The 21305-nt window shown below is 40.9% G+C and carries 18 protein-coding genes; 9 read left to right on the top strand and 9 right to left on the bottom strand.

Features of this window, described 5'->3' with window-relative positions; translation table 11 throughout:
* Nucleotides 1-462 precede the first annotated feature (462 nt).
* A complete protein-coding gene (locus tag RMY32_RS10025; protein ID WP_322708558.1) occupies nt 463-2052 on the bottom strand; it encodes a DHA2 family efflux MFS transporter permease subunit in 1590 nt (529 codons plus the stop codon).
* Nucleotides 2053-2329: 277 nt separating this feature from the next.
* Here RMY32_RS10025 and RMY32_RS10020 point away from each other — a divergent pair, with 277 nt between their 5' ends.
* Nucleotides 2330-2926 (top strand): TetR/AcrR family transcriptional regulator, encoded by a 597-nt coding sequence (locus tag RMY32_RS10020; protein ID WP_322708557.1) that lies wholly within the window; start codon nt 2330-2332, stop codon nt 2924-2926.
* 177 nt (nt 2927-3103) lie between these two features.
* Here the strand turns inward: RMY32_RS10020 and patD are convergent, their stop codons facing one another.
* Nucleotides 3104-3457 (bottom strand): heterocyst frequency control protein PatD, encoded by a 354-nt coding sequence (gene patD, locus RMY32_RS10015; protein ID WP_322708556.1) that lies wholly within the window; start codon nt 3455-3457, stop codon nt 3104-3106.
* 295 nt (nt 3458-3752) lie between these two features.
* Between patD and RMY32_RS10010 the strand changes: the two genes are divergently transcribed.
* Complete coding sequence (locus tag RMY32_RS10010; protein ID WP_322708554.1) at nt 3753-6023, top strand: bifunctional (p)ppGpp synthetase/guanosine-3',5'-bis(diphosphate) 3'-pyrophosphohydrolase; 2271 nt, start codon at nt 3753-3755, stop codon at nt 6021-6023.
* A 91-nt stretch (nt 6024-6114) separates the two neighbouring features.
* On the opposite strand, the gene RMY32_RS10005 is transcribed toward RMY32_RS10010, so the two are convergent.
* Nucleotides 6115-7311, bottom strand: a complete 1197-nt coding sequence (locus RMY32_RS10005) for a HAMP domain-containing sensor histidine kinase (protein ID WP_322708573.1) — start codon at nt 7309-7311, stop codon at nt 6115-6117.
* Nucleotides 7312-7553: 242 nt separating this feature from the next.
* Between RMY32_RS10005 and RMY32_RS10000 the strand changes: the two genes are divergently transcribed.
* From RMY32_RS10000 to RMY32_RS09980, 5 genes are all read left to right on the top strand, one after another.
* Nucleotides 7554-7754 (top strand): hypothetical protein, encoded by a 201-nt coding sequence (locus RMY32_RS10000; protein WP_322708553.1) that lies wholly within the window; start codon nt 7554-7556, stop codon nt 7752-7754.
* Nucleotides 7755-7773: 19 nt separating this feature from the next.
* Nucleotides 7774-8805: a choline kinase family protein gene (locus RMY32_RS09995; protein ID WP_322708552.1), complete on the top strand. Its 1032-nt coding sequence runs from the start codon at nt 7774-7776 to the stop codon at nt 8803-8805.
* Between the two features lie 556 nt (nt 8806-9361).
* Nucleotides 9362-10078 (top strand): class I SAM-dependent methyltransferase, encoded by a 717-nt coding sequence (locus RMY32_RS09990; protein WP_322708551.1) that lies wholly within the window; start codon nt 9362-9364, stop codon nt 10076-10078.
* A gap of 415 nt (nt 10079-10493) precedes the next feature.
* Nucleotides 10494-11573: a M4 family metallopeptidase gene (locus tag RMY32_RS09985; RefSeq protein WP_322708550.1), complete on the top strand. Its 1080-nt coding sequence runs from the start codon at nt 10494-10496 to the stop codon at nt 11571-11573.
* A gap of 173 nt (nt 11574-11746) precedes the next feature.
* Entirely contained in the window at nt 11747-12046 is a 300-nt protein-coding gene (locus tag RMY32_RS09980; RefSeq protein ID WP_322708549.1) for a protealysin inhibitor emfourin, read from the top strand.
* A gap of 231 nt (nt 12047-12277) precedes the next feature.
* On the opposite strand, the gene RMY32_RS09975 is transcribed toward RMY32_RS09980, so the two are convergent.
* The 6 genes from RMY32_RS09975 to RMY32_RS09950 form a co-directional block, all read right to left on the bottom strand.
* On the bottom strand, nt 12278-12754 hold the full coding sequence (locus tag RMY32_RS09975) for a hypothetical protein (protein WP_322708548.1): 477 nt from the start codon (nt 12752-12754) through the stop codon (nt 12278-12280).
* A 125-nt stretch (nt 12755-12879) separates the two neighbouring features.
* Entirely contained in the window at nt 12880-15276 is a 2397-nt protein-coding gene (locus RMY32_RS09970; protein ID WP_322708547.1) for a response regulator, read from the bottom strand.
* Nucleotides 15277-15896: 620 nt separating this feature from the next.
* A complete protein-coding gene (gene hpsU / locus RMY32_RS09965) occupies nt 15897-16478 on the bottom strand; it encodes a hormogonium polysaccharide biosynthesis acetyltransferase HpsU (protein WP_322708546.1) in 582 nt (193 codons plus the stop codon).
* A gap of 2 nt (nt 16479-16480) precedes the next feature.
* A complete protein-coding gene (locus RMY32_RS09960; RefSeq protein WP_322708545.1) occupies nt 16481-17437 on the bottom strand; it encodes a glycosyltransferase family 2 protein in 957 nt (318 codons plus the stop codon).
* Between the two features lie 24 nt (nt 17438-17461).
* A complete protein-coding gene (locus RMY32_RS09955; RefSeq protein ID WP_322708544.1) occupies nt 17462-18394 on the bottom strand; it encodes a glycosyltransferase family A protein in 933 nt (310 codons plus the stop codon).
* A 157-nt stretch (nt 18395-18551) separates the two neighbouring features.
* Nucleotides 18552-19379, bottom strand: a complete 828-nt coding sequence (locus RMY32_RS09950) for a hypothetical protein (protein ID WP_322708543.1) — start codon at nt 19377-19379, stop codon at nt 18552-18554.
* Nucleotides 19380-19773: 394 nt separating this feature from the next.
* On the opposite strand from RMY32_RS09950, the gene cobU reads away from it, so the two are divergent.
* Together cobU and RMY32_RS09940 are read left to right on the top strand one after the other, a co-directional pair.
* A complete protein-coding gene (gene cobU / locus RMY32_RS09945; protein ID WP_322708542.1) occupies nt 19774-20349 on the top strand; it encodes a bifunctional adenosylcobinamide kinase/adenosylcobinamide-phosphate guanylyltransferase in 576 nt (191 codons plus the stop codon).
* Nucleotides 20350-20401: 52 nt separating this feature from the next.
* Nucleotides 20402-20821, top strand: a complete 420-nt coding sequence (locus tag RMY32_RS09940; protein ID WP_322708541.1) for a hypothetical protein — start codon at nt 20402-20404, stop codon at nt 20819-20821.
* The last annotated feature ends 484 nt before the right edge of the window (nt 20822-21305 follow it).

The following is a 21305-nucleotide window of genomic DNA, read 5'->3' as shown; positions in this document are numbered from 1 at the left end:
ACTTAATATAAATTATACAAAAGTGTTTGTGATAGTTTTTATTAAGAAACTTTACGGTAATTTAAGTTTTGCATTAGTTTTATAGATATTTATACTGATTTTGATATGGTTAAGGAACTATTAATAAAAGGGATTTTACTTAAATGAACAACGCAAAATTCAGCAATCCATTAGGTCAGTCTATAATTATGGGCGTTTTAATGATGTTAACCAGCGTTGGGGTTATTACAATCATGAACTTTTTCTAAGATTTAAGATTTCTCATTTTAGAAATAAGACTTCACATAGTCCCGCTCAAAACTGAGTGGGACTTTTACTTTTTTCATCCAGATCGATCGGTGTGTATTAATTTTCTGCTATCACTTTCGGCAGAAAATAATCCAAAAGCCGTGTTATTACGTAGTTTTGCACTCAGAAAATTTAGAATAGGGATGCGATCGCTATTTCTTTATTTCCTTGAACTTAGTGCCCGACTGGCGCTTTCACTCCTGCACCGCCTTTACCCAAAAATAGCAACAGAGGTAATGAGCAAAGAAACCCTATCCCTACCACTCGAAAGCAATCTGCGTAAGATAAAACCGCAGCTTGAATATCTACTGTTTGACTTAATAAAGCTAGTGCTTGTTGTTGTGCTGTTGCCGCATCCATACCTTGGCTTTGAAGTGCCCCATTGAGTAAGTCAAGACGTTGATTGGTTTCTGGGTCATAAGGGCTAAGTTTTGCTAATAAGATAGCTCGATGAAAAGTCTGTCTTTGGTCAAGCAGAGTAGTAAGTAGGGCAATGCCAATACTACCACCTAGTTGTCGAGTCAGGTTGTAGAAACCAGAACCAGCAGAAATATCTTTTTTGGGTAGCGGGCCTAAAACTGCCAAACTCAAAGGGAGAAACATAAATACAGTAAAAGCTCCGCGCCATACCAATGGCCAAAATAAATCGTCTGTGCCGCTTTGTGGAGTAATTGCTGCCAATTGAAACATGACTCCAGATGAGCCGACAGCGCCGATCGCAATTAAAAATCGGGCATCAACTATACTAGTCAGTTTGCCTAATAAAACCATCCCGATCGCAGACGCTAAAGCCCCAGGTGCTAATAATAGTCCTGTTTGTGTTGCCGTAAATTGCAGCACGCTCTGAGCAAATATCGGCACAGCAAACAGTGCGCCATAAAGCCCCATACCCACCACTGCTGAAAGAACGCTTCCCGCAGCTAAAGAACGGTGGCGCAAAACTCTCAAATCCACAGCCGGGTGATCTGTTTTCAGTTCTCGCCAAATAAACAACCCCAAGCCGATAATACCGAGGATAGTCAGAGAGACGATGAAATTAGAGGAAAACCAGTCGTCTGTTTCCCCTTCTTCTAATACAGTTTGTATGCTACCCACGGCCACGATTAAAAAGCCAATTCCCCACCAATCAACAGCTTGGTTCTTTGTATCGCTCTTATCCTTATTTTTTGGCAAAAACGCCAAAGACATCAGGACTGCAACGATCCCAAAGGGAATGTTGACAAAGAAAATCCAGCGCCAGCCTAAACCATCTACTAAAAATCCTCCTAAGGTTGGGCCAATTGCTGGCCCAGCAATTACACCCACGCCAAAAACTGCTTGGGCCAAACCTTGTTCAGCTGGGGGAAAAGTCTCAAATAAAATCGCTTGGGCTTTCGCTAGCAATCCGCCACCGCATAAACCTTGAAGAATTCGAGCCGCAATCAACATCGGTAGATTGAAGGACAGCCCACATAAAATAGAGGAAATCGTAAAACCAACTAGCGAGAAGATAAAGTAGGTTTTACGCCCAAAGTAATCTCCCAACCATGCAGATAAGGGAATTAAGACGACGTTAGCGATCGCATATCCGCTAACTACCCAACCCACTTCACTGACAGTTGCACCCAAGGTAGCTTGGATATCAGTGAGAGCAACGTTAACAATACTAGTATCAATTACTTCTAATATTGCACCAAGAGAAGCCGTAAATGCGATCGCCCACTTCAATGGCCCGTGGACATAACCAAATTGGTCAAAACTAGAACCTTTAATGTTGATAGCCATTATTTAGCACAAATAATATTTGGGAGATGTCAAGCAATGCCAAAGCTAAAATTAAGTATTGTATATATACGCTACGGTAGCGTATCATATAAAAACGGTCAAGAGAGTTTTTTCTGAAAAGTGGCAGAAATACCTATGCTAAAGATGGATGGTCATTAGCTGCTGTTTTAGTGTGTGAGAATTGGGTTATAAAGCTTATTTGTTTCCCAGAAGCGATGTTCTCTGCCCAACAGTGGAGTAAATGACCAAAAAGATATTGCTTGGGGATGATATTTTTATGAGTAAGCAAATCAACAGCACCTCTGGACGCCCACGCAGCATCCACGCCGACCAAGCGATTCTGCAAGCAACTTTGGATCTGCTTGCAGAGGTAGGATATGAAAGCATGAGTATAGAAGCGATCGCTTCTCGTGCTGGAGTTGGTAAAACAACCATCTATCGGCGTTATACTTCCAAAGAAGAACTAGTTGCAGACGCGATCGAAAGTCTCAGAGATGATTTAGCGATCCCCGATACCGACAGCTTTTGGGGAGACATGGATATCCTGATTAAGAATGCCGCCAAAAAAATAGATAGTCCCCTTGGTCGTCAGACACTTGCACTGATTATTAGTACAGCGTCTAGCAATCCTCAGTTTGCCGAGGTTTACTGGACAAAATATACAAAACTCAGACGTGAAGCCTTTTCTAAAATACTTAAACGTGCCAAGTCCAGAGGCGAAATTCACAAGGACGCAGACGTAGACTTAATTATCGACCTTGTAAGCGGTTCACTATATTATGCACTGATCTTCAAACCCACAACCGAGCCAGTAGAAGCATACATGCGCCGCACCATGAATCTTCTCCTCAAAGGCATTGAGAGTGGGGAATAGAGAGACAAGGGAGACAAGAAAGACAAAGAGAATAACCAATCCCAAATCCCAAATCCCAAATCCCCAGTCCCAAATCCCCAGTCCCCAGTCCCCATTTCCAACTTGTTGCAAAAATAACTTTTCATCATCGGTCATAAATGAGATGATGGAGAAATTAGAGAAAAAGGTGAACAATTGTTATTTTTCTCCTTCCACTTCTGGTTGCAGAATGGCATCACAGTATTGAATGAGAGTTGTCAAGCGATCGCTAATCGTTTGAAGTCTCGTTTGTACAGTAGATGCTTGCCGCGCTCCTTGCAAAAACATCACATCTATTTCCAACAGGCGCAATTGCTTGCTCATCTCCGTTTGATAAGACTGCACTCGCCAGTTTTCATCAGCCAAAGGCACAATCTGTTGCCCGAAAAATTGCTGCAACGTGGCTACACGCTGCCGCAGTTCTGGCGTAGCGATTTGGGTAGTTGTGGCATCGGAGCGTAATTGCTCTAACAAAGTTACGAATGCCAGATATTTCTCACGGTTTAAAGACATCCAGTGCTAGTTAAGATAGTATTAATGTCAAGTAATTTTTCTTCTACAATAAACTTTCTTAAAGACTTATCAGCACTAAAAGCCTCAAATCGTAATTTGGGGCTTTATTTGCCATCAATGGATTTTCTTTAACGATCCTTGAAATTCAAACTGGATGACTACCACTGGCAATTGGAGAATCGTCCTTACACTGCTTTTTCCAACCCGTCTTTGGGCAACAGCATCTTTATCAGGGCGATGCTGCTAGTTTTATTTATCATTCACTTATCTACCGATCCATTCAAACCCAAATTGTATGAGCAGTATAGCGATAAATTCATCAGTTGACCTTGCCATTCCCGAATGGTTAAAAAAATGTTTGAAGGAGTCATCGACAAGTAACGGCGCAGCAGAAGATGACCGAAGGCATCATGATGCAGTCTTAATTGGTCGGGCATTTGAATTTGCTTACCAACTGCATGAAGGTCAATATCGCAAATCGGGAGAACCATACATTGCTCATCCCATCGCTGTGGCTGAATTGTTGCGTGACTTGGGAGGCAGTGCTGCTATGATAGCAGCTGGATTTCTCCATGATGTCGTTGAAGATACAGAAGTTACAAGTCAAGAAATAGAAGAACGCTTTGGCCCAGAAGTGCGGCAATTGGTCGAAGGTGTCACCAAGCTTTCTAAAATCAATTTCACCAGCAAAACCGAAAGCCAAGCCGAAAACTTCCGGCGGATGTTTTTGGCAATGGCGCAAGATATTCGGGTAATTGTGGTGAAATTGGCAGATCGTTTGCATAATATGCGAACTTTACAATATATGTCAGAGGCCAGCCGCCGCCGCAGTGCCCAGGAAACGCGAGATATATTCGCACCCTTAGCCAATCGCTTGGGGATTTGGCGAATTAAATGGGAACTGGAAGATTTGGCTTTTAAGTATTTGGAACCGGAAGCTTACCGCCAAATGCAAGAGCATGTCTCTGAAAAACGCACGGCGCGAGAAGAGAAGTTGGTTAGAGCTACGAATATGTTGCAAGAGCGTTTGCAGCAAGCTGGAATCCACTTTCAGGAGATTAGCGGTCGTCCCAAGCACCTTTATAGCATTTACCAAAAAATGCACCGCCAGCAAAAGGAATTTCATGAAATTTACGATTTGGCAGCGCTGCGAATAATTGTTCAAACCAATGAAGAATGCTATCGGGCGTTGGCGGTGGTTCATGATGCTTTTCGCCCAATTCCTGGGAGATTTAAAGACTACATTGGACTGCCAAAACCTAACCGTTACCAGTCGTTGCATACTGGGGTGATTGGATTAACTGGCCGTCCTTTAGAAGTGCAAATTCGGACAATCGAAATGCATCATATCGCCGAGTATGGGATTGCCGCTCATTGGAAGTATAAAGAAACAGGTGGTTCTAGCATTAGCCATTTGACAGCGACAGATGACAAGTTTACTTGGCTGCGGCAACTGCTAGAATGGCAAACCGATCTTAAGGATGCCCAAGAATATCTTGATAGCGTCAAAGATAATCTATTTGAAGATGATGTCTATGTCTTCACCCCTAAGGGGGATGTTGTGCCTTTAAGTCCCGGTGCTACTACTGTAGATTTTGCTTATCGCATTCATACAGAAGTCGGAAACCACTGTTCAGGAGCGCGGGTGAATGGGCGAATGGTGCCATTGTCAACGCGGCTGCACAATGGCGATATTGTAGAAGTTCTCACCCAAAAGAACTGCCATCCGAGTTTAGATTGGTTGAACTTTGTCAGAACTTCGGCAGCGAAATATCGGATAAAACAATGGTACAAGCGATCGCGCCGGGAAGAAAATGTCGCCCGTGGACGGGAGCTGTTAGAAAAGGAACTGGGTAAAACTGGTTTTGATAGTCTGCTGAAGTCGGATGCGATGCAAATTGTCGCTGAAAAGTGTAACTATCACAGCGTAGAAGATTTACTTGCCGGTTTAGGTTACGGAGAAATTACGTTGAACCTAGTGCTAAATCGCTGGCGAGAAGTAGCGAAGGGGCAACAACCAGTTGCCACTGTGTCACCATTTATCCCCAAAGAACCAGCGACATCAAAAGCTTTGCGAGATGCACCTCCAACTACTTCACGCTCCACAGATTCGCCAATTATTGGGGTAGAGGGATTGGTATATTATTTAGCTGGGTGTTGTACCCCGATTCCTGGCGAACCAATTATTGGTGTGGTAACGCGAGGTAGGGGGATTTCAATTCATCGCCAAGGCTGCAATAATCTAGAGACTGTGGAATATGAGCGTTTAGTACCAGTTAGATGGAACCCAGCCGCCGAAAATAGTGGTCGTCCGCATACTTACCCAGTGGATGTTCAAATTGAAGCTCTTGACCGTGTAGGGGTACTAAAGGATATTTTGTCACGGTTGAGTGACCAAGGAATTAATGTCCGTCATGCTCAGGTGAAAACCTCTGCTGGTCAACCTGCATTGATCGACTTAGGAATAGATATACGCGATCGCTCTCAACTAGAGCAAGTGTTTGTCCAAATTAAGAAAATGAGCGACATTTTGAATATCCGCCGCGTTGGTCAAATTGACGAGTAGATGCGCCAATTTTAGGTGCGTTAACACAGTGTAACGCACCAGTTTAAGTTGCAATTTTACTCTCAAGTTTTGAATTTTAAGAAAGCGACAGTCATACTTTAACGATTGCTTCTAATGGCAAAATTACAGTAAATGTAGATCCTTTTCCTAGTTGTGAATCTACTTTAATTTCACCATCCATTAACTGAACCAATCGAGAGACTATTGCTAAACCTAATCCTGTACCATCAGAACTTTGCACTTGGGGAGCAGTTACTTCCCGAAAATAAGGATTGAAGATTTGTGCTTGAGCATCCAAAGAAATACCAATACCACTATCAGTAACAGAGATAGCCCACTGCTGTTGAGATACCGTCCAGCACTCCAAATGAATTGAACCAGATTCTGTGTAGCGAATTGCGTTACTGAGCAGATTTGTCAGAATTTGCTGAAGCCGAAGAGGATCTGCGATCACCTGACTTGGAGCGCGTTCGCATTCAACAACCAAGGATAATTCTTTCGCACGCGCTAATGGCTCAATCATCTCTAAAATAGAGTTGATTAAACTACGCACATCAGTTAGAGTCGGCTGCAATTTCATCTGTCCGGCATCGTAACGCGAAATTTCCAGAGTATCGTTAATTAACCGGACAATAAGTCTACCACTTTTGAGAACTCGCTCGATACTTTCAAGATTTGTATAGGTGTCTTTGAGTTCTGATTGTTGACGCTGCTGGCGCAGAAATAAGTCTGCATAACCGATGATTGAAGTAAGAGGCGTCTTCAGCTCATGAGCCAAATGAGAGAGACTTTCTTTACTAGCACGAACCAAACGAGTTAGCTCTTGGTTAGTCAACCGCAACTGACTTTGGAGTTGTTTAAGCTCTTGTAATCGTCCTTGAGTATAACTATTAAAGCATCGCGCGATCGCTTCATCAATTACTGTATCAATCAAGCGAACAGCCCTTAGCACTTCTTGTGCAGATCCCTGTAATAAATCTTCTTCTAAAAAGGAAAAAATCACAAACCTGAGTAAACGATACTCTCGCGCAATTTCCTCTGGTTCAAATCCCTGTTGGGCGCGGAGTGTACCGTGTTCTAAACTTGCATCTACTACTGTCTGCAAATCGCTCGTTGCAGATTCAGAAAGTACTGTTGCTAATGCTGTCAAAACGCGGGGTAAGCTATCCCGTACAGCTTTGAAAGTAAGTTCATTAGTAGCTTCAATTTGTTCATCTTGGTAAACTGCTTCTACCCATCGATCGAGAATGGCATCACTTTTTGCAATTAGAGTCTGACTAAAATCCATCTTTTGCTCAACCCAACACAGCGAAGCCTCTCCCACTAGAGGTAGATTAGTACGTTTTATGTCAGTTCGCACCTGACAGAAGATAGAGGTTAATGGAAAGACAGGTTCTTACTGAACTAATGACTTCAGGGAGATCCATAAAACTAAATCCCCAGCCTTATTAACTTATTAAAACGAAAGCCTCGTTTCTAGACATCGCAAAGCAAAATATTCTCGGAAACCATATTCTGCACAGTTAGATTTTGAGAAGTAATCCACAGCCATATCAGCAGGCATACCCAATTTTATCTAATCAATACCGAAATCGTCATCGTAGATTTGGATTGTCTAATTTGGGAAGTAGTGGCATTTTTAGTTTACAGTATCCCAATCATCTATGGACAGAAACGGTAAGTGCGATCGCAAAACAAGTAATGAGTGCTAAAACCAAATCTTTTGTATAATCTCTTACGGCGTAGGCTGATGACACAAGCTACCTTACAATCACTGATACCAGAAGCAAAACTAGAAGCTGTCGAAAAAGCACTGCAAACAACCTTCAATACCAAAACTGTTGAAAGCATTGAACTTCTGACGGGTGGGCTTAGTTCTGCGCTGGTTTACAAAATTATAGTGAATGGCAAAGCTTATGTATTAAGAATTGTCATTCAAATTGATGAACTTAGTGACCCAGTGCGGCAATATATTTGTATGAATATTGCCGCCGAAGCTGGTATTGCACCAATTGTCTATTATACTAATGCAGTAGACGCTGTATCGATTACGGATTTTATTAGAACAATATCTTTATCTGAGCATTTTGGTTCACCAGATAATTTTTTACCGGAATTGGCAAATGTGGTAAAGTCGATTCATTCTTTACCAATTTTTCCGAAAATTGTAAATTTTTTAGATGGTATCGATTTATTTATTCAGCAGTTTCAGGCTTTAGAATTTTTGCCAGCCAGTGCCATTGAAGAACATTTAAGATATTACTTAGAAATTCAACAATTTTATCCGCGCTACGATACCGATGTAGTTGCGAGTCATAACGATCTCAATCCGAATAACATTCTTTTTGATGGAAAAAAGATATGGCTTATTGATTGGGAGGTAGCATTTCAAAATGACCGTTATGTTGATTTAGCCAACGTTGCTAATTACTTTATGACCAATGCAGCGCAAGCAGAAATTTACCTGAGATCGTATTTTGGTGACTCCCTTGACGATTATAAACGCGCTCGATTTTTCCTCATGCAGCAGGTTTGTCAGATTTTTTACGCTATAGTATTTCTGAAGTTAGCAGCAGCCTCATGGCCTGAGAATTTACCTATTGAATATAGTATGGTGGTACCTAGTCTTAAAGAATTTCAGCAGCAATTAAGGACTGACAAAGTGATTCTGACAACCCATGAAGGACAATTACTGTATGGGAAAATTCGTCTTAATCAGGCTTTATATAATATGAAGACAGCAAGATTTGCAAAGTCAATTAAGATAATTCGTAATTCATAATTAATTTATATCATAACTTACACAAAAATCAGGTAATTTTGTCATGATGAGCGATCGCCTAAACGCGCAGCAGGGGTATTTTATTTATTGGAAGTCCCTCAGCTTATTTCACCATAAATGCAAGAGCGATCGCTAAGAAGACTGTCGCAGATAAATGGGCGATGCGGAAATTATTACAACGGCAATAATCGCGGCAATGTTTTTTGATGGCAATCATAGTAAGGCTTGCAGCTATATGAAAGATCAAAAATTCATCCTATATGTTAGAAAAATCACGATTTCATCGGCGATTACATAGAATATTGATGCTAATTAACGATTTGTTTCATCTGGAAGCATATCGTTATCTGTTATATCAGGCTGCTCAGAATTAACTTTGCTCATCCTCACTCTGAACGACTTTAGCAATCTCTCAGCAAGATTGTACGTTGTTTTTGAAAAAATATATTTTAGTCCATATATTTTAATACTAAAAGTTTCTCTTATCGATGTAGCATATACCCCAGTAATGATGGATGATTAATATTGATTAATTTGTGTATTTTTTCCAAATCCTATGCAACAGGTCTTTCCCGGAGAAGTATTCGCCAACACTGCGGATTTTGACACTGGTATTCGCCAACTGTTACCGCGATACGATGAGATGTTAGAGGTAATTACCCGTTGTTTAACTTCTACAAGTCGGCGTATTTTAGAATTAGGTTGTGGTACAGGCGAACTTAGTCTCAAGATACTCAACCGCTTTCCAGATTCCCAAGTAATTGCCCTAGATTACTCACCGAGAATGTTGCAATTTGCTCAAGATAAAATTACAGCAGCTAGATATCAACAACGCTGGACTGGTATACAAGCAGATTTTGGCGACTGGGCAGATAATCCAGAGAACTTGGATATTGGTAGCGAATTTGATGCTTGTGTCTCATCTTTGGCAATTCACCATCTCCAAGATGAGATGAAGTTGAAATTATTTGAGCGAATTGCTGCTAGTCTCACTCAAGACGGCTGTTTTTGGAATGCAGATCCTACCTTACCAGAATCACCAGCCTTAGCAGAAGTTTACAAAGCAGCACGAGAGGAATGGGCAGTTCAACAGGGAATTAACTTGACAGAGATTCGCGCTAAACGTGCCACTAGCACTACTCAAGGTTACTCCAGTCAAGACCAGTTAGCTAGCTTAGATGCTCATTTCCAAATGTTGAGCAAAGCTGGATTTAAGACAGTTGCAGTACCTTGGAAATATTATGGTCTAGCAGTGTTTGGTGGCTGTTTGTGAAAATTATCGGTTTTGGATGTCTAGATTTGAGATTAGCTTGTCTCCAATAGGCATTTATAGAATTAACAGCTTGATAGTAACAAAACAGCAATAAATAATATTATTTCTCTCGATCGGAATTAATATATAAACGCATTAGGTCTGTAAAGGAGGTCTTGCTAACTCACACAAGAGTTTTGGCTGAAACTTGCAGTAATTAAGCTGGCTTTGTGTTTTTATACAATATTTCCACATCATAAGTACCCATGAGGGTACGATCGATCCTCTACAGACCTATCCAAAAATACAGAGTAGAAAATTTTCTTCAGAAAAGAAACCAGGAACACGCGATTTGGATTCGTTTTTCTGCTTCTTTCTCCAGTGGAGTTAAAGCCACTGTTTGCCATCACTTAATTTCAAAAGGAGAATATCTTAGATGGCTCGAAATAAAAAGAAATCAGTCGGTTTCAAGCATGAGCAATCACCATACTCTAGATGCCCTATTTGTTGTATTATCCCACCCCATATACTAAAAAATGTCGTGGTGAATGGCAATCCCCAGCAGCGTACTTGGGCATTTCATACATTAAGTATTTCGGCACAATTTCAGGGACGGAGAAACGTCGTAGGTAATATCTCATTTGCGCCTTCTCCCGGTGAGAAACGCCGCACCATCTACGATGCGAAAAATGGGCAGCAACTTCCTGGTACGCTGGTGCGTGCTGAGGGCGATCCTCCCAGCAGCGATCCAACAGTAAATGAAGCCTATGATGCTGCTGGTGCGACTTATGATTTGTTTCATGAGATGTTCGATCGCAATTCCATTGATGATAAAGGACTACGTTTAGACTCCACCGTGCATTATGGTGTCAAATATGATAATGCCTTTTGGAACGGCGACCAAATGGTTTATGGTGATGGCGACGGAGAACTATTTCAACGCTTCACGAAATCAATTGATGTGATTGGACATGAGTTAACTCACGGTATAACCCAGTACGAAGCAGGTTTACAGTATTATGGCGAACCTGGGGCACTGAATGAGTCATTTTCTGATGTCTTTGGTTCCTTGGTGAAACAAAAGACTAAAAATCAGACTGCACAAGAGGCAGATTGGCTGATTGGTGAAGGTCTTTTAGTACCGACTGTCAAAGGTGTTGCCCTTCGCTCCATGAAAACACCTGGAACAGCATACGATGACTCTGTAATGGGTAAAGATCCTCAACCTGCCCATGTGAAAGATAAATATACTGGTACTGAAGATAATGCTGGGGTACATATCAACTCAGGAATCCCTAACTATGCCTTTTATCTAGCTGCTGTTGAAATTGGTGGCTATGCCTGGGAAAAAGCTGGCAAAATATGGTACATAGCTTTACGCGATCGCTTGCGTGCCAAAGCAGATTTTAAAAAAGCTGCCAGCGTCACCATTCAAGTTGCTGGCGAACTCTATGGTAATGACAGTAATGAACAAAAAGCTGTGCGAAATGCTTGGCAAAAGGTAGGAGTTATTTAAAGTTAGGAGTGAGGAGTTAGGAGTTAGGAGTTTTTTCTTAACTTCTAACTCCTAACTCTTAATTTCTAACTTTTTAGATGTGTTGTTTGTTGTTGTTAAACTGGGAGTTGAGAACTATCATCTCCCAGTCTTAGTATGTATTTCAACTAAATAACACAACGGAGAGCAAAAAAATGCGGGTATCATTTGAACGCACGGGCGGCTTTGCTGGAATTACCAAGAAGACAACCGTTGATACAGATACTCTCCCGCCACATGAAGCTGCCACACTTCCCCAACTAGTGGAAGTTGCTGATTTATTTAGGCTACCGGAACTAATTACTTCGTCAAATCCCCAGAGCGATCGCTTTCAATATAAATTAACAGTAGAAGATAATGGCAAGCAGCATACAGTGACTGTCAGTGAGTCAGCATTGCCAGGAACCTTAAGACCCCTAATTGAATGGCTACAAACCAGATCGCAGAAAAGGTAAAAAGTAAAAATAATTACTTATAAGTCTCTGAAGCTAAGTAAGTCGGTGAGAATAAATCAAACTAGATTAAGTAATGTAAAAAATATTGAGATTATTTCGTAGTGTTCGCGAACACCACAAACCTTGAATTATTTACACCGCTCTACTTATAGAATATCTTCTGAATAGTCAAAATTGTGGCAAAGTAATAGTAACGTAGTTTGTAATTATGAATTAAATAATTCATTTTTATTAGTTACTCTCAGGGTTGAGTTCGTTGATTTCTTTGCACTTAGCCTCTGCGGCTTGATATGCTGCCAGATAGTCTTGACCACCCAACATTACATCACCGTAATATTCATAAGGTGGATCGCCATAAATTGGCAATGGATCGTCTTCTGGATAATCTTCTTTTGATTCTTCAATGATGGCTTTCAGTTTTTTAACAGTCAGACTATGTGCTGCAAAATACCAGATTTCTTGAGGATTTTTGTTCAGGTGAGGTAACGTGGGATCGATAATTCGGACATCGGAGGCGTCGTCTAGCTCAATCCAACTGTGTTCAATCGGTCTATATGGCTTCCCAGCAAAAGCTAGAAATCCCTGAATGTACCTTGCTCCCTTTGTAGATAATGCTGCTTTATAAGCATTATCAAACGGAGTGCTAGCTCTGCTGTTTATCTGTTCAGCAATTTTGATTGACAGCGTTTCATCCAATAGTTTGTTCATCAATAGCAAGGATTAGAGCAGCCATAAAAACATATTACCACTGTGACTTACCATTTTGCTTGGGCATTGGAAATTGGTTCTTCACTAATGACAAATGACTAATGACTAATGACTAATGACAAACTCTACTTTGTGCTAATCACCATCTGTAAGTTCATTAACAAGTCGCTTGAAGTGTAGGGCTTGGACAAAAGGGTTTTGACACTATTACCAAGGTTTTTAATCATTGTATGATTGGAGGCTAATCCACTAACACCAATAATTTTGATATCTGGATTAATTTTTTTCAATACATTGATAGTTGTTGGGCCATCCATATATGGCATCATCATATCAACCAACACCACACTAATTTCTTGTTGATGTTTTGTATATAGTGCGATCGCATCAATACCATCACTAGCCACTAAAACTTTATAAGCATTTTGTTCTAACCAGGTTTGAGTAACCTCTCGAATTGAATCTTCATCATCAACAACGAGAATTAATTCTCCATGCCCTGCTGGTAATTCCTGATGTCTAGCTAATTTACTATCTGCTCCGATTGTTTGCGTTACGGGTAAGCAAACTTGAAACTCTGTACCTTTGCCTACTTCACTAACTACATTCACAAAACCGCTGTGGCTTTTGATAATGCCAAGGACTGTTGAAAGACCAAGCCCTGTACCTTTACCTACTTCTTTTGTTGTGAAAAATGGCTCAAAAATTCTATCTATTATTTCTCTTTTAATTCCTATACCTGTATCGCGCACGCTAATCATCACATAAGAACCCGCCTTAGCATCAATATTCATCCGGGCATAATGGCTATCAACCCAGAAATTCTTCGCAGAAATCTTTAGGATACCGCCATGAGGCATAGCATCACGAGCATTAATGCAGAGGTTCATCAGTACTTGGTGTATCTGAGTTGCATCACCAAAGACATCCCACAGGTTTTGCCCAGGAACATCAATGTCGATTTCAATAGCTCTGGAAAATGTTTGCTTAACAATATTTTCGATTTCTAAAATCGAATTCCGTATCTGTAAGGTTTTAAAGTTACCTACAGATCCGCGGGAAAACCATAGCACTTGTTTAACTAAATCTGCTGCACGTTTAATATTTGTTTCCATAATTGTCAGCCATTTCTGACTTTTTTCATCCGGCAGCTTTGCTTCTAAAAGTTGTACTGTCATCATTATCGGTGTCAGTGCATTGTTGAGGTCATGGGCGATGCCACTTGCTAGAGTACCAAGACTCTCCATCCGTTGGGCCCGGAGAAACTGGGCTTCAAGTTGCTTTTTTTCTGTGATGTCGGAGTTGACAATCAGGATGGATTTGGCTTGCCCCTCATCGTCATTTACTAGAGTCCAGCGACTAGCAACAATGATTTCTTTGCCTTGTTTTGTGACTTGATATAACTCACCTTGCCACGCACCACTCTCAGCTAAAGTTTCTTGGATGTTTTTCAATTGCCAAAAACTTTGCTTTTGATAAAAAAGCTGATTAGCATTCTTGCCCACTACTTCTTCTGCCATCCAACCGTAGAGATGTTCAGCCCCTTGATTCCAAAATTGAATTTGGTTAATCAAATTTTGAACGATAATCGCATCTGTGGTGATGTTAAGCAAAGCAGCTTGCTCGCGGATTTTCTGTTCTGCATTTTTGCGTTCGCGTAGCGCAGCTTGCTGTTCGGTAATATCAATTACAAAGCCCGCCATTCGAGCAACTTTACCTGTCGAGTCTAAAAAGATATACCCATTGTTCTCAACTGTGATATAACTGCCATCTTTACGACATACGCGAAATTCAAGATGGAATCGCTCTTTTGTGGATAAAACGCGGTTAATCTCTTTGTTAAAGAAGCTGCGATCGTCAGGATGAATCAATTTTAACCAGCGGTTCAAACCTCCCAACATCTCAGACATAGAGTAACCTAATATTCGCTCCACATTGCCATCATATTTAATCTCATTGGTATGCAAGTGCCAGTCGTAGAGAATCTGACCACTTGCTTGAATTAGTGCTTGATAGCGATTGTTCCACTCATCTAATGCATCTGAATGACATCGTAGTTTTTCCTCTACCCGCTGGCGCTCCAAGATTTCGATCTCTAAACGCTTATTTTGCTCTGTGAGTTTTTTTGTGAGGTTCCGTAAACGTAAATGGGTATTTATCCTAGCTAAAACCTCTTGAGATTCTAAAGGTTTGGTAATGTAATCTACAGCCCCAAGATTCAAACCTTTAACTTTATCTACCTTGTCACTCATGGCAGTTATAAATATTACGGGAATATCTTGAGTGGCTGGATTTTTTTTCAAAATTTTACAAGTCTCAAAACCGTCAATTCCTGGCATTAATACATCCAGTAAAATCAGGTCAGGTGAAGCATATTCTGCCATATAAACGGCACTTTGCCCATCTTCAGATACTAAAACTTGAAAACTGTAATAATCTAAAAACTCAAATAATACTTGTAAATTAACAGGAGTATCATCGACTATTAAAATAACAGGTTTTTCATTTGTATTAACATTCATACTTGCCTCTTATTAAATTTATTTAAAAACTTCTATAATCGATTTTTCTTGAAAATAAAATTTTTAAAATACTTACGTAAAACTACAGGTGGTAGGGGCAATTCATAAATTACTCCTATCTAAAAATCAGGGTTTCAGCTATTGTTTGCGTAACTCCTGTTTTAGCAAGTTGATGAAGATGTGTGGCAGATGGCACTCGATCGTCTACTTGTTGGAATGGCAAAAATAATTTTGCTATTTAAGATATTTCTTGGCTGATTTGAGATACCATACTTTCTGCCAATTTTTTTAGATACACACAAATTTTAGACTTAAATTAAAAATATTTTATTAAATAAAAGTAAACTATTTCCACAAAATAGCGGTTTCCAAGTGATGAAGTATATAGAACAATCTTGAAGCATTCGTGAAAAACAAGATCCTCGGTAACTTTTACGAAGTCGGGGATCTACGGGTTGCAACTCTCACAAATCAAATACTAGTCCTATATACCTCATTTTTATTAGAAAAAACTATATAGCGATCGCACTTTTATTCTCTTTCCAAAAACAAATATATATATGGAAAAGTTAAGGGCGCACAGCTAGCTGCGCGCCCTTACTATGTTTATCTATAAAAATCTATGGGGTTGTGGAGGGATCGAGTTTTAGTCGAGCCGTTTTGGGGCGACAAGGACTTCCCCAACAAACCTGTCCAGAAGGCATATTAATAAAAACACTACTCCGAGCGCCAATTACAGCATTAGCCCCGATTTGCACCCCTGGCCCAACAAAACAATCTGCCGCTACCCATGCACCATTTTCAATGGTGATACTCGCTGTTTTCAACCCAAAGGCAGGATCTTGGAGATCGTGAGTACCAGTACACAGATAACTTTTTTGGGAAATTACGCAATGTTCGCCAATATGGATTCGATCGAGGCTATATAAAACTACGTTATCTCCAATCCAACTGTAGTTGCCAATATTGACTTTCCAGGGGTAGGTAAAGCGGGCTGTAGGTCGAATTAATACACCTTTGCCGATACAAGCGCCAAATAATCGTAGCAAAGCACAACGTACAATATTTAACGGTTGAGGAGTTAGAGGAAAGGCGATCGCTTGTACAAACCACCATAATAAAACATACCAACTTGGACGCCCTCGGTCAAACCAAGATTGGTCATATTTGCGTAAATCTACGAAAGGTTGGTCATTAGTCATTGTCAGGAATCAATGGTCAATAGCTTTGCTTCTGCTTCTCTGCTCCCCTGCTCCCCTGCTCCCTCCTTCGGCGTAGTTGCAGTATTTAAGTGACCACCACAGTTGCGTAATTCGTAAAGTTTAACGCCAATTTGATATTCATATTGACTGAGTAAACGTGCATAGATATATCCTGCTTTGCCATCTAAAAAACCGCGTTGAATTATATAAAATAAAACAAACCGCAAAATGGGTTTAAATGGTAGGTGTACCCAGACTTTTTTCAAAAATCTTTTGCGTTGTACGGCATCACCAAATAGATTAGCGCCGATAGTACCGCTATCATCTTTACCTGTAAGAATATTAAAATAAACCCTGGCTTCCCAGTTGGAATATCTATTGTGCCGTTCTAACCAGTGGTAAAGGTCGCGAAAGTCTTCGTGGAGCATATCATTTTTGAGATATCCAACTTTCCCTTGCAAAATCACGTGTTCGTGAACTTCGTTATCACCAGTATTAGGAATATCTTCTGTATTTAGATTTTCATAGCGACCTTTTTTATGTTGAAATAAACGTAGATTCCAATCAGGATATTTACCGCCATAACGAATCCATTTTCCTAAGAAAAATACGCGGCGGTTGAGATAATAACCTGTATATTCATCATTTTGAATTGCTTGCTCAATTTCTGACCAAAGTTCGGGGGTAATCCGCTCATCACAATCTACAATTAGCACCCATTGATTACGAAAAGGCAAATTATCTAATGACCAATTTTTCTTTTTAGGCCAGCGTCCATTGAAGTTGAATTGTACGACATTTACACCGTAACTTTTAGCAATCTCAATGCTGTTGTCGGTACTTTGAGAATCTACTACAAATATTTCATCTGCTCTGCTGAGGCTAGTAAGGCAAGCAGGCAAGTTAGCTTGTTCGTTTTTTGCCGGAATTAGTACTGAAACTGGTATTTTAGATGACATATTGAGTAAAAATTATGTTACTAGTTATTTCTTATTTGATGTAGATAAAAGACCCTGAATAGCAGCATTTAAGTAACCAATCTGACCGTAAGCATACACCAGTTTGTCAAACCGTTCTGCTGGATCGGAGAAATACTGTAAAGCTTTATATAAGCCTCGCACAAACCGTTCGCTACCTCGCTGTAATTGAGCGATCCCAGCTTTACCAGCGAGTTGTTCTCGATAGCATTCACTGATACCCTGCCACCAGCCCCGGTTTAAAAACCAGGAGCGTTGGAGGCGTTCTGGGGCTACATTGTGAGCGACGAGTGCTTCGGGAAGATAAGCAACTTGCCAACCACGCTGTAGAGCGAATTCGGTCATTTGCAGTTCTTCGTTAGATAATAAATTTTTACCCACTCGACCGAGATGGGGATCGAAACCGCCAATTTCTTCGAGGAAACTGCGGCGGATAGAATAATTTAAGCCTCTGGGTGTTAAGCCAGGTTGCTCAATGTAGATGTTACCGTCACCTAAATCGTATGCACCCAGATTTGCCGCTAGTCCCGGAGATAGCCACCGTGGTTGTTGAATTCCTGGGGGCCACAGGAGAGTGACTTTGCCACCTGCGATCGCTAGCTTAGAATTATTGTAATAGGCAGAATATAAAACTTGTAGCCAGCCCTTACTGGCAACGGCATCGTCATCCAAATAAGCAAGAATATCACCACTGGCTACCTTTGCACCTGTGTTACGGGCGACAGATAAACCAATGGTGGGTTCAAAAACATACTTCAGGCGCGAATCGTAGGTTCTTTGTTCTACAACCTCACGAGTGCGATCGCTAGATCCATTATCAACTATCACAATTTCAAAGTCAGCAGCAAAATCCTGTGCTAAAAGACTATCAATTGCAGCCCCTAAATAGGTATCTCGATTGTAAGTACAGATAATGGCAGAGATTTGGATGTCTGGCATAGATTGAATTTTGGATTTGAGATTTGGGACTTAGGCTACGCTCAGTCGAACGATTTTAGATTAAAATCTAAATCCAACGCATAACTGCTGAGAGTTAATCTAAACCAAAAGTTACCGACCTACCAACCGAGTTTCTTCGGAAATAATCTTTAAAACTTTACGTTTGTTGAATATGACTGTGTAAAACTACAAGAGTTTGCGCCAGTTGACTAAGGCGGGTTTCCAAAGATTGCTTGCGCCCTAACAGTTGACGTAACTTTTGGTAACGAGCGATCGCCATACTAACATTGGGAACCTGATCTGGTGGACATGGACGCGACCAAACTTTACCAGTATCGTCTACACCACAGAGGCGATAACCAGTAATAGATGATTGATAAGATACTTTTCCACCAGTGGCACAAATTTCTTCTACGTAGTTCATCAGGCGGTCAACTTCTGCATGGCGCAGTGTTGCAGTTCCTCCTGGTTCTGGTTCGGTGGGATTGGATTCTAACCAGCCATTGACAATTGGCCCTTCTAAGTAAATATCCTGAATTTGTTTCAAAATATTTTGCAATTCTGTTTGCCAACCGCCGACAGTTTCCTGAATTTCTTGCAATAGATTCATCGCCAATGCTGGATTCGCACCGTGGCGATGGCTACTAAAGGTCGGAGTTTTCAACTTGGGTAGGCTGGGTGTTTTGTTACCATTCTCTTCTGCTTGAAAGGTCTGCACAGATTCATGGTGAGGAAAGAAATTTTGGTCAGAAGGATAATTGTTCTCAGCATTTACATTTAAATCAACTGTTTGTCCTTGTGACTTTACTTCCCCATCCTGAGAGGATGGAATTTGTGTACTTTCTGTAGGTTCGTTAGCTCCGACGCTGATTCTAAAGGAGAAAGGCCGTTTTGTTGTCGAATCAGTTGTTTCGGTAGTAGAGGCAGTGCCGCGATTCCCTAAATCGTGTAAAGTTGCTTCAATGCGTTTTAAGCCTGCGTTCATAAAAACATCCTAAAGTTTGCTGTCCCCAGTAGTATTGAATAATTAAGAATGGGGTAGTTGGGATTTTTGGCTTTTGCCAGTTGTAACATCTAATGATGTTGGTGCTAATTTTATCCCTTAAAAGTTATTTGAAACCAAAAATCTCACCCATGAAGTAAAAAATGTGGCGATCAATTGTAACCGTGGGTATGTAGAGGAGGCAGGAGGCAGGAGATTGGAATTTATCTGTTGCTCTCAACCCCATCTAATTCCAGACCACGAAATCCTAGATTTTGCTGGAGACTTAAACCGCAGGCTCACTTGCAATAATAACCATAGGAGGCGACGGCAATATTCCTTCTGCTTTCTGCCTTCTGCGTCCTGCCTCTCTTGTTAAAATACTCAGTAAAAAACTTTGGGTAAAATCATCTTAGTAACAGGGCCAGCACGATCTGGTAAAAGTGAATGGGCAGAAACTTTAGCTATGCAGTCAGGAAAAGCAGTTATTTATATAGCAACAGCTACCGATAACCCAGATGACCAAGAGTGGCACCAACGCATTTTAGAACACCAACAACGTCGTCCTCAAGACTGGGTAACTCTATCTGTACCTGTGGAACTGTCTGCTACCCTCGCTGATGCCAAACCCTATACTTGCCTCTTAGTTGATTCTTTAGGGACTTGGGTTGCCAATCTCCTAGAACAGGATGAATCTAGCTGGGAAAATACCCTTGCAGAGTTTTTAGAGACGGTGGAATTGGTTGCTGCTGATATGCTGTTTGTAGCAGAAGAAGTGGGTTGGGGTGTGATCCCAGCTTATCCCCTGGGAAGGGCGTTCCGCGATCGCCTCGGTTCTTTAGTAAGACAGCTAGCAACACTTAGCGAAACTGTTTATTTAGTGACTGGCGGCCATATTCTCAATCTCAGCATCCTTGGTTCGCCATTGCCAAATAGAGCTAATGCTGGAACATTCAGAAGTCAAGATTCTTAACTGTTGATTCAAATTAATCTCAAATCCCAAGTCTAAAATCTAGAATTGTAATATGGCAACCAAACAAGAAGTTAAAGGATACCTTGCCTACTGGTTTCAGTTGGGTAAGAGGGTGATTACGGGCAACGGTAAGGCAAGCTTTTTGCCCCAACCGGTGCTAAATGGCGATCGCTATAGTCAAGAATTTGAAGAATGCTGGCAAAAAATTATTTCACCGGAATCGGGTGATTGTTACCTTGAGGGTACATACGAAACTATTGCTGAATTGTTAACACCAGTATGGAATATGCTACCTTGCAGCCGATGCAGTATGCCAGTAGCCGCGCGAAACGTTGGGATGCCAGCGTTGTTATGTCCCTGCAATGATTTACCTAACTGGCCAAATACTGAATTGCCAGCACCGCGAGAGCCAATTAAAACTCAAGACCAACTCCAAATAATTCGCGATCGGCTCGTAAAGAATATTACATAAAAAATTGCTATGGGACTTCCAAATAAAAAAATATCCCACAATTAACAGTCAGCAACTTCAAGCGGGATAATTTATTTCTTGGAGTTCCCTATAAAACCAATCGCAACTTCAATGACTGTCGAAAAACTCATCTGCTCAATAGACCTGTCTTAAAAATAGGGACTGGGGACTGGGAACTGGGGAAGAGATATTTTTATTGTTCCTTGTGAGTTCCATTTATGGAGTCTCTTGCAAAAGTGACTTTTGCTTTCCGGTTGGGGAAAGGGACTCATGTTAAAGGGTAAGAGGAAATTCCATCCCTTTTACCTTTACCCCTTACCGTTTCCCTACAAATGCCAAGAAGTCTAATATCAAGTTCGGATAAATACTTATAATAAAGCTGGGATCGTTGCAGTGTATCTATCTACGTCTTATGCCGAAACGGATTGCGATCGTTAACCACATGAGTACGGAAGAACTACTGGCTCATTATCGTCAGGCGACA

The sequence above is a fragment of the Nostoc sp. ChiSLP03a genome, from assembly GCF_034531215.2.
GTDB lineage: Bacteria > Cyanobacteriota > Cyanobacteriia > Cyanobacteriales > Nostocaceae > Nostoc.
The sequence above is the reverse complement of the archived record's forward strand: the minus strand, read 5'-3'. Positions and strand labels throughout refer to the sequence as shown.

Bases quoted from the DNA above. Each gene is read 5' to 3' on its own strand.
- RMY32_RS10025 (WP_322708558.1), bottom strand. From the start codon at position 2,052: ATGGCTATCAACATTAAAGGTTCTAGTTTTGACCAATTTGGTTATGTC.
- RMY32_RS10020 (WP_322708557.1), top strand. From the start codon at position 2,330: ATGAGTAAGCAAATCAACAGCACCTCTGGACGCCCACGCAGCATCCAC.
- patD (WP_322708556.1), bottom strand. From the start codon at position 3,457: ATGTCTTTAAACCGTGAGAAATATCTGGCATTCGTAACTTTGTTAGAG.
- RMY32_RS10010 (WP_322708554.1), top strand. From the start codon at position 3,753: ATGAGCAGTATAGCGATAAATTCATCAGTTGACCTTGCCATTCCCGAA.
- RMY32_RS10005 (WP_322708573.1), bottom strand. From the start codon at position 7,311: ATGGATTTTAGTCAGACTCTAATTGCAAAAAGTGATGCCATTCTCGAT.
- RMY32_RS09995 (WP_322708552.1), top strand. From the start codon at position 7,774: ATGACACAAGCTACCTTACAATCACTGATACCAGAAGCAAAACTAGAA.
- RMY32_RS09990 (WP_322708551.1), top strand. From the start codon at position 9,362: ATGCAACAGGTCTTTCCCGGAGAAGTATTCGCCAACACTGCGGATTTT.
- RMY32_RS09985 (WP_322708550.1), top strand. From the start codon at position 10,494: ATGGCTCGAAATAAAAAGAAATCAGTCGGTTTCAAGCATGAGCAATCA.
- RMY32_RS09980 (WP_322708549.1), top strand. From the start codon at position 11,747: ATGCGGGTATCATTTGAACGCACGGGCGGCTTTGCTGGAATTACCAAG.
- RMY32_RS09975 (WP_322708548.1), bottom strand. From the start codon at position 12,754: ATGAACAAACTATTGGATGAAACGCTGTCAATCAAAATTGCTGAACAG.
- RMY32_RS09970 (WP_322708547.1), bottom strand. From the start codon at position 15,276: ATGAATGTTAATACAAATGAAAAACCTGTTATTTTAATAGTCGATGAT.
- hpsU (WP_322708546.1), bottom strand. From the start codon at position 16,478: ATGACTAATGACCAACCTTTCGTAGATTTACGCAAATATGACCAATCT.
- RMY32_RS09960 (WP_322708545.1), bottom strand. From the start codon at position 17,437: ATGTCATCTAAAATACCAGTTTCAGTACTAATTCCGGCAAAAAACGAA.
- RMY32_RS09955 (WP_322708544.1), bottom strand. From the start codon at position 18,394: ATGCCAGACATCCAAATCTCTGCCATTATCTGTACTTACAATCGAGAT.
- RMY32_RS09950 (WP_322708543.1), bottom strand. From the start codon at position 19,379: ATGAACGCAGGCTTAAAACGCATTGAAGCAACTTTACACGATTTAGGG.
- RMY32_RS09940 (WP_322708541.1), top strand. From the start codon at position 20,402: ATGGCAACCAAACAAGAAGTTAAAGGATACCTTGCCTACTGGTTTCAG.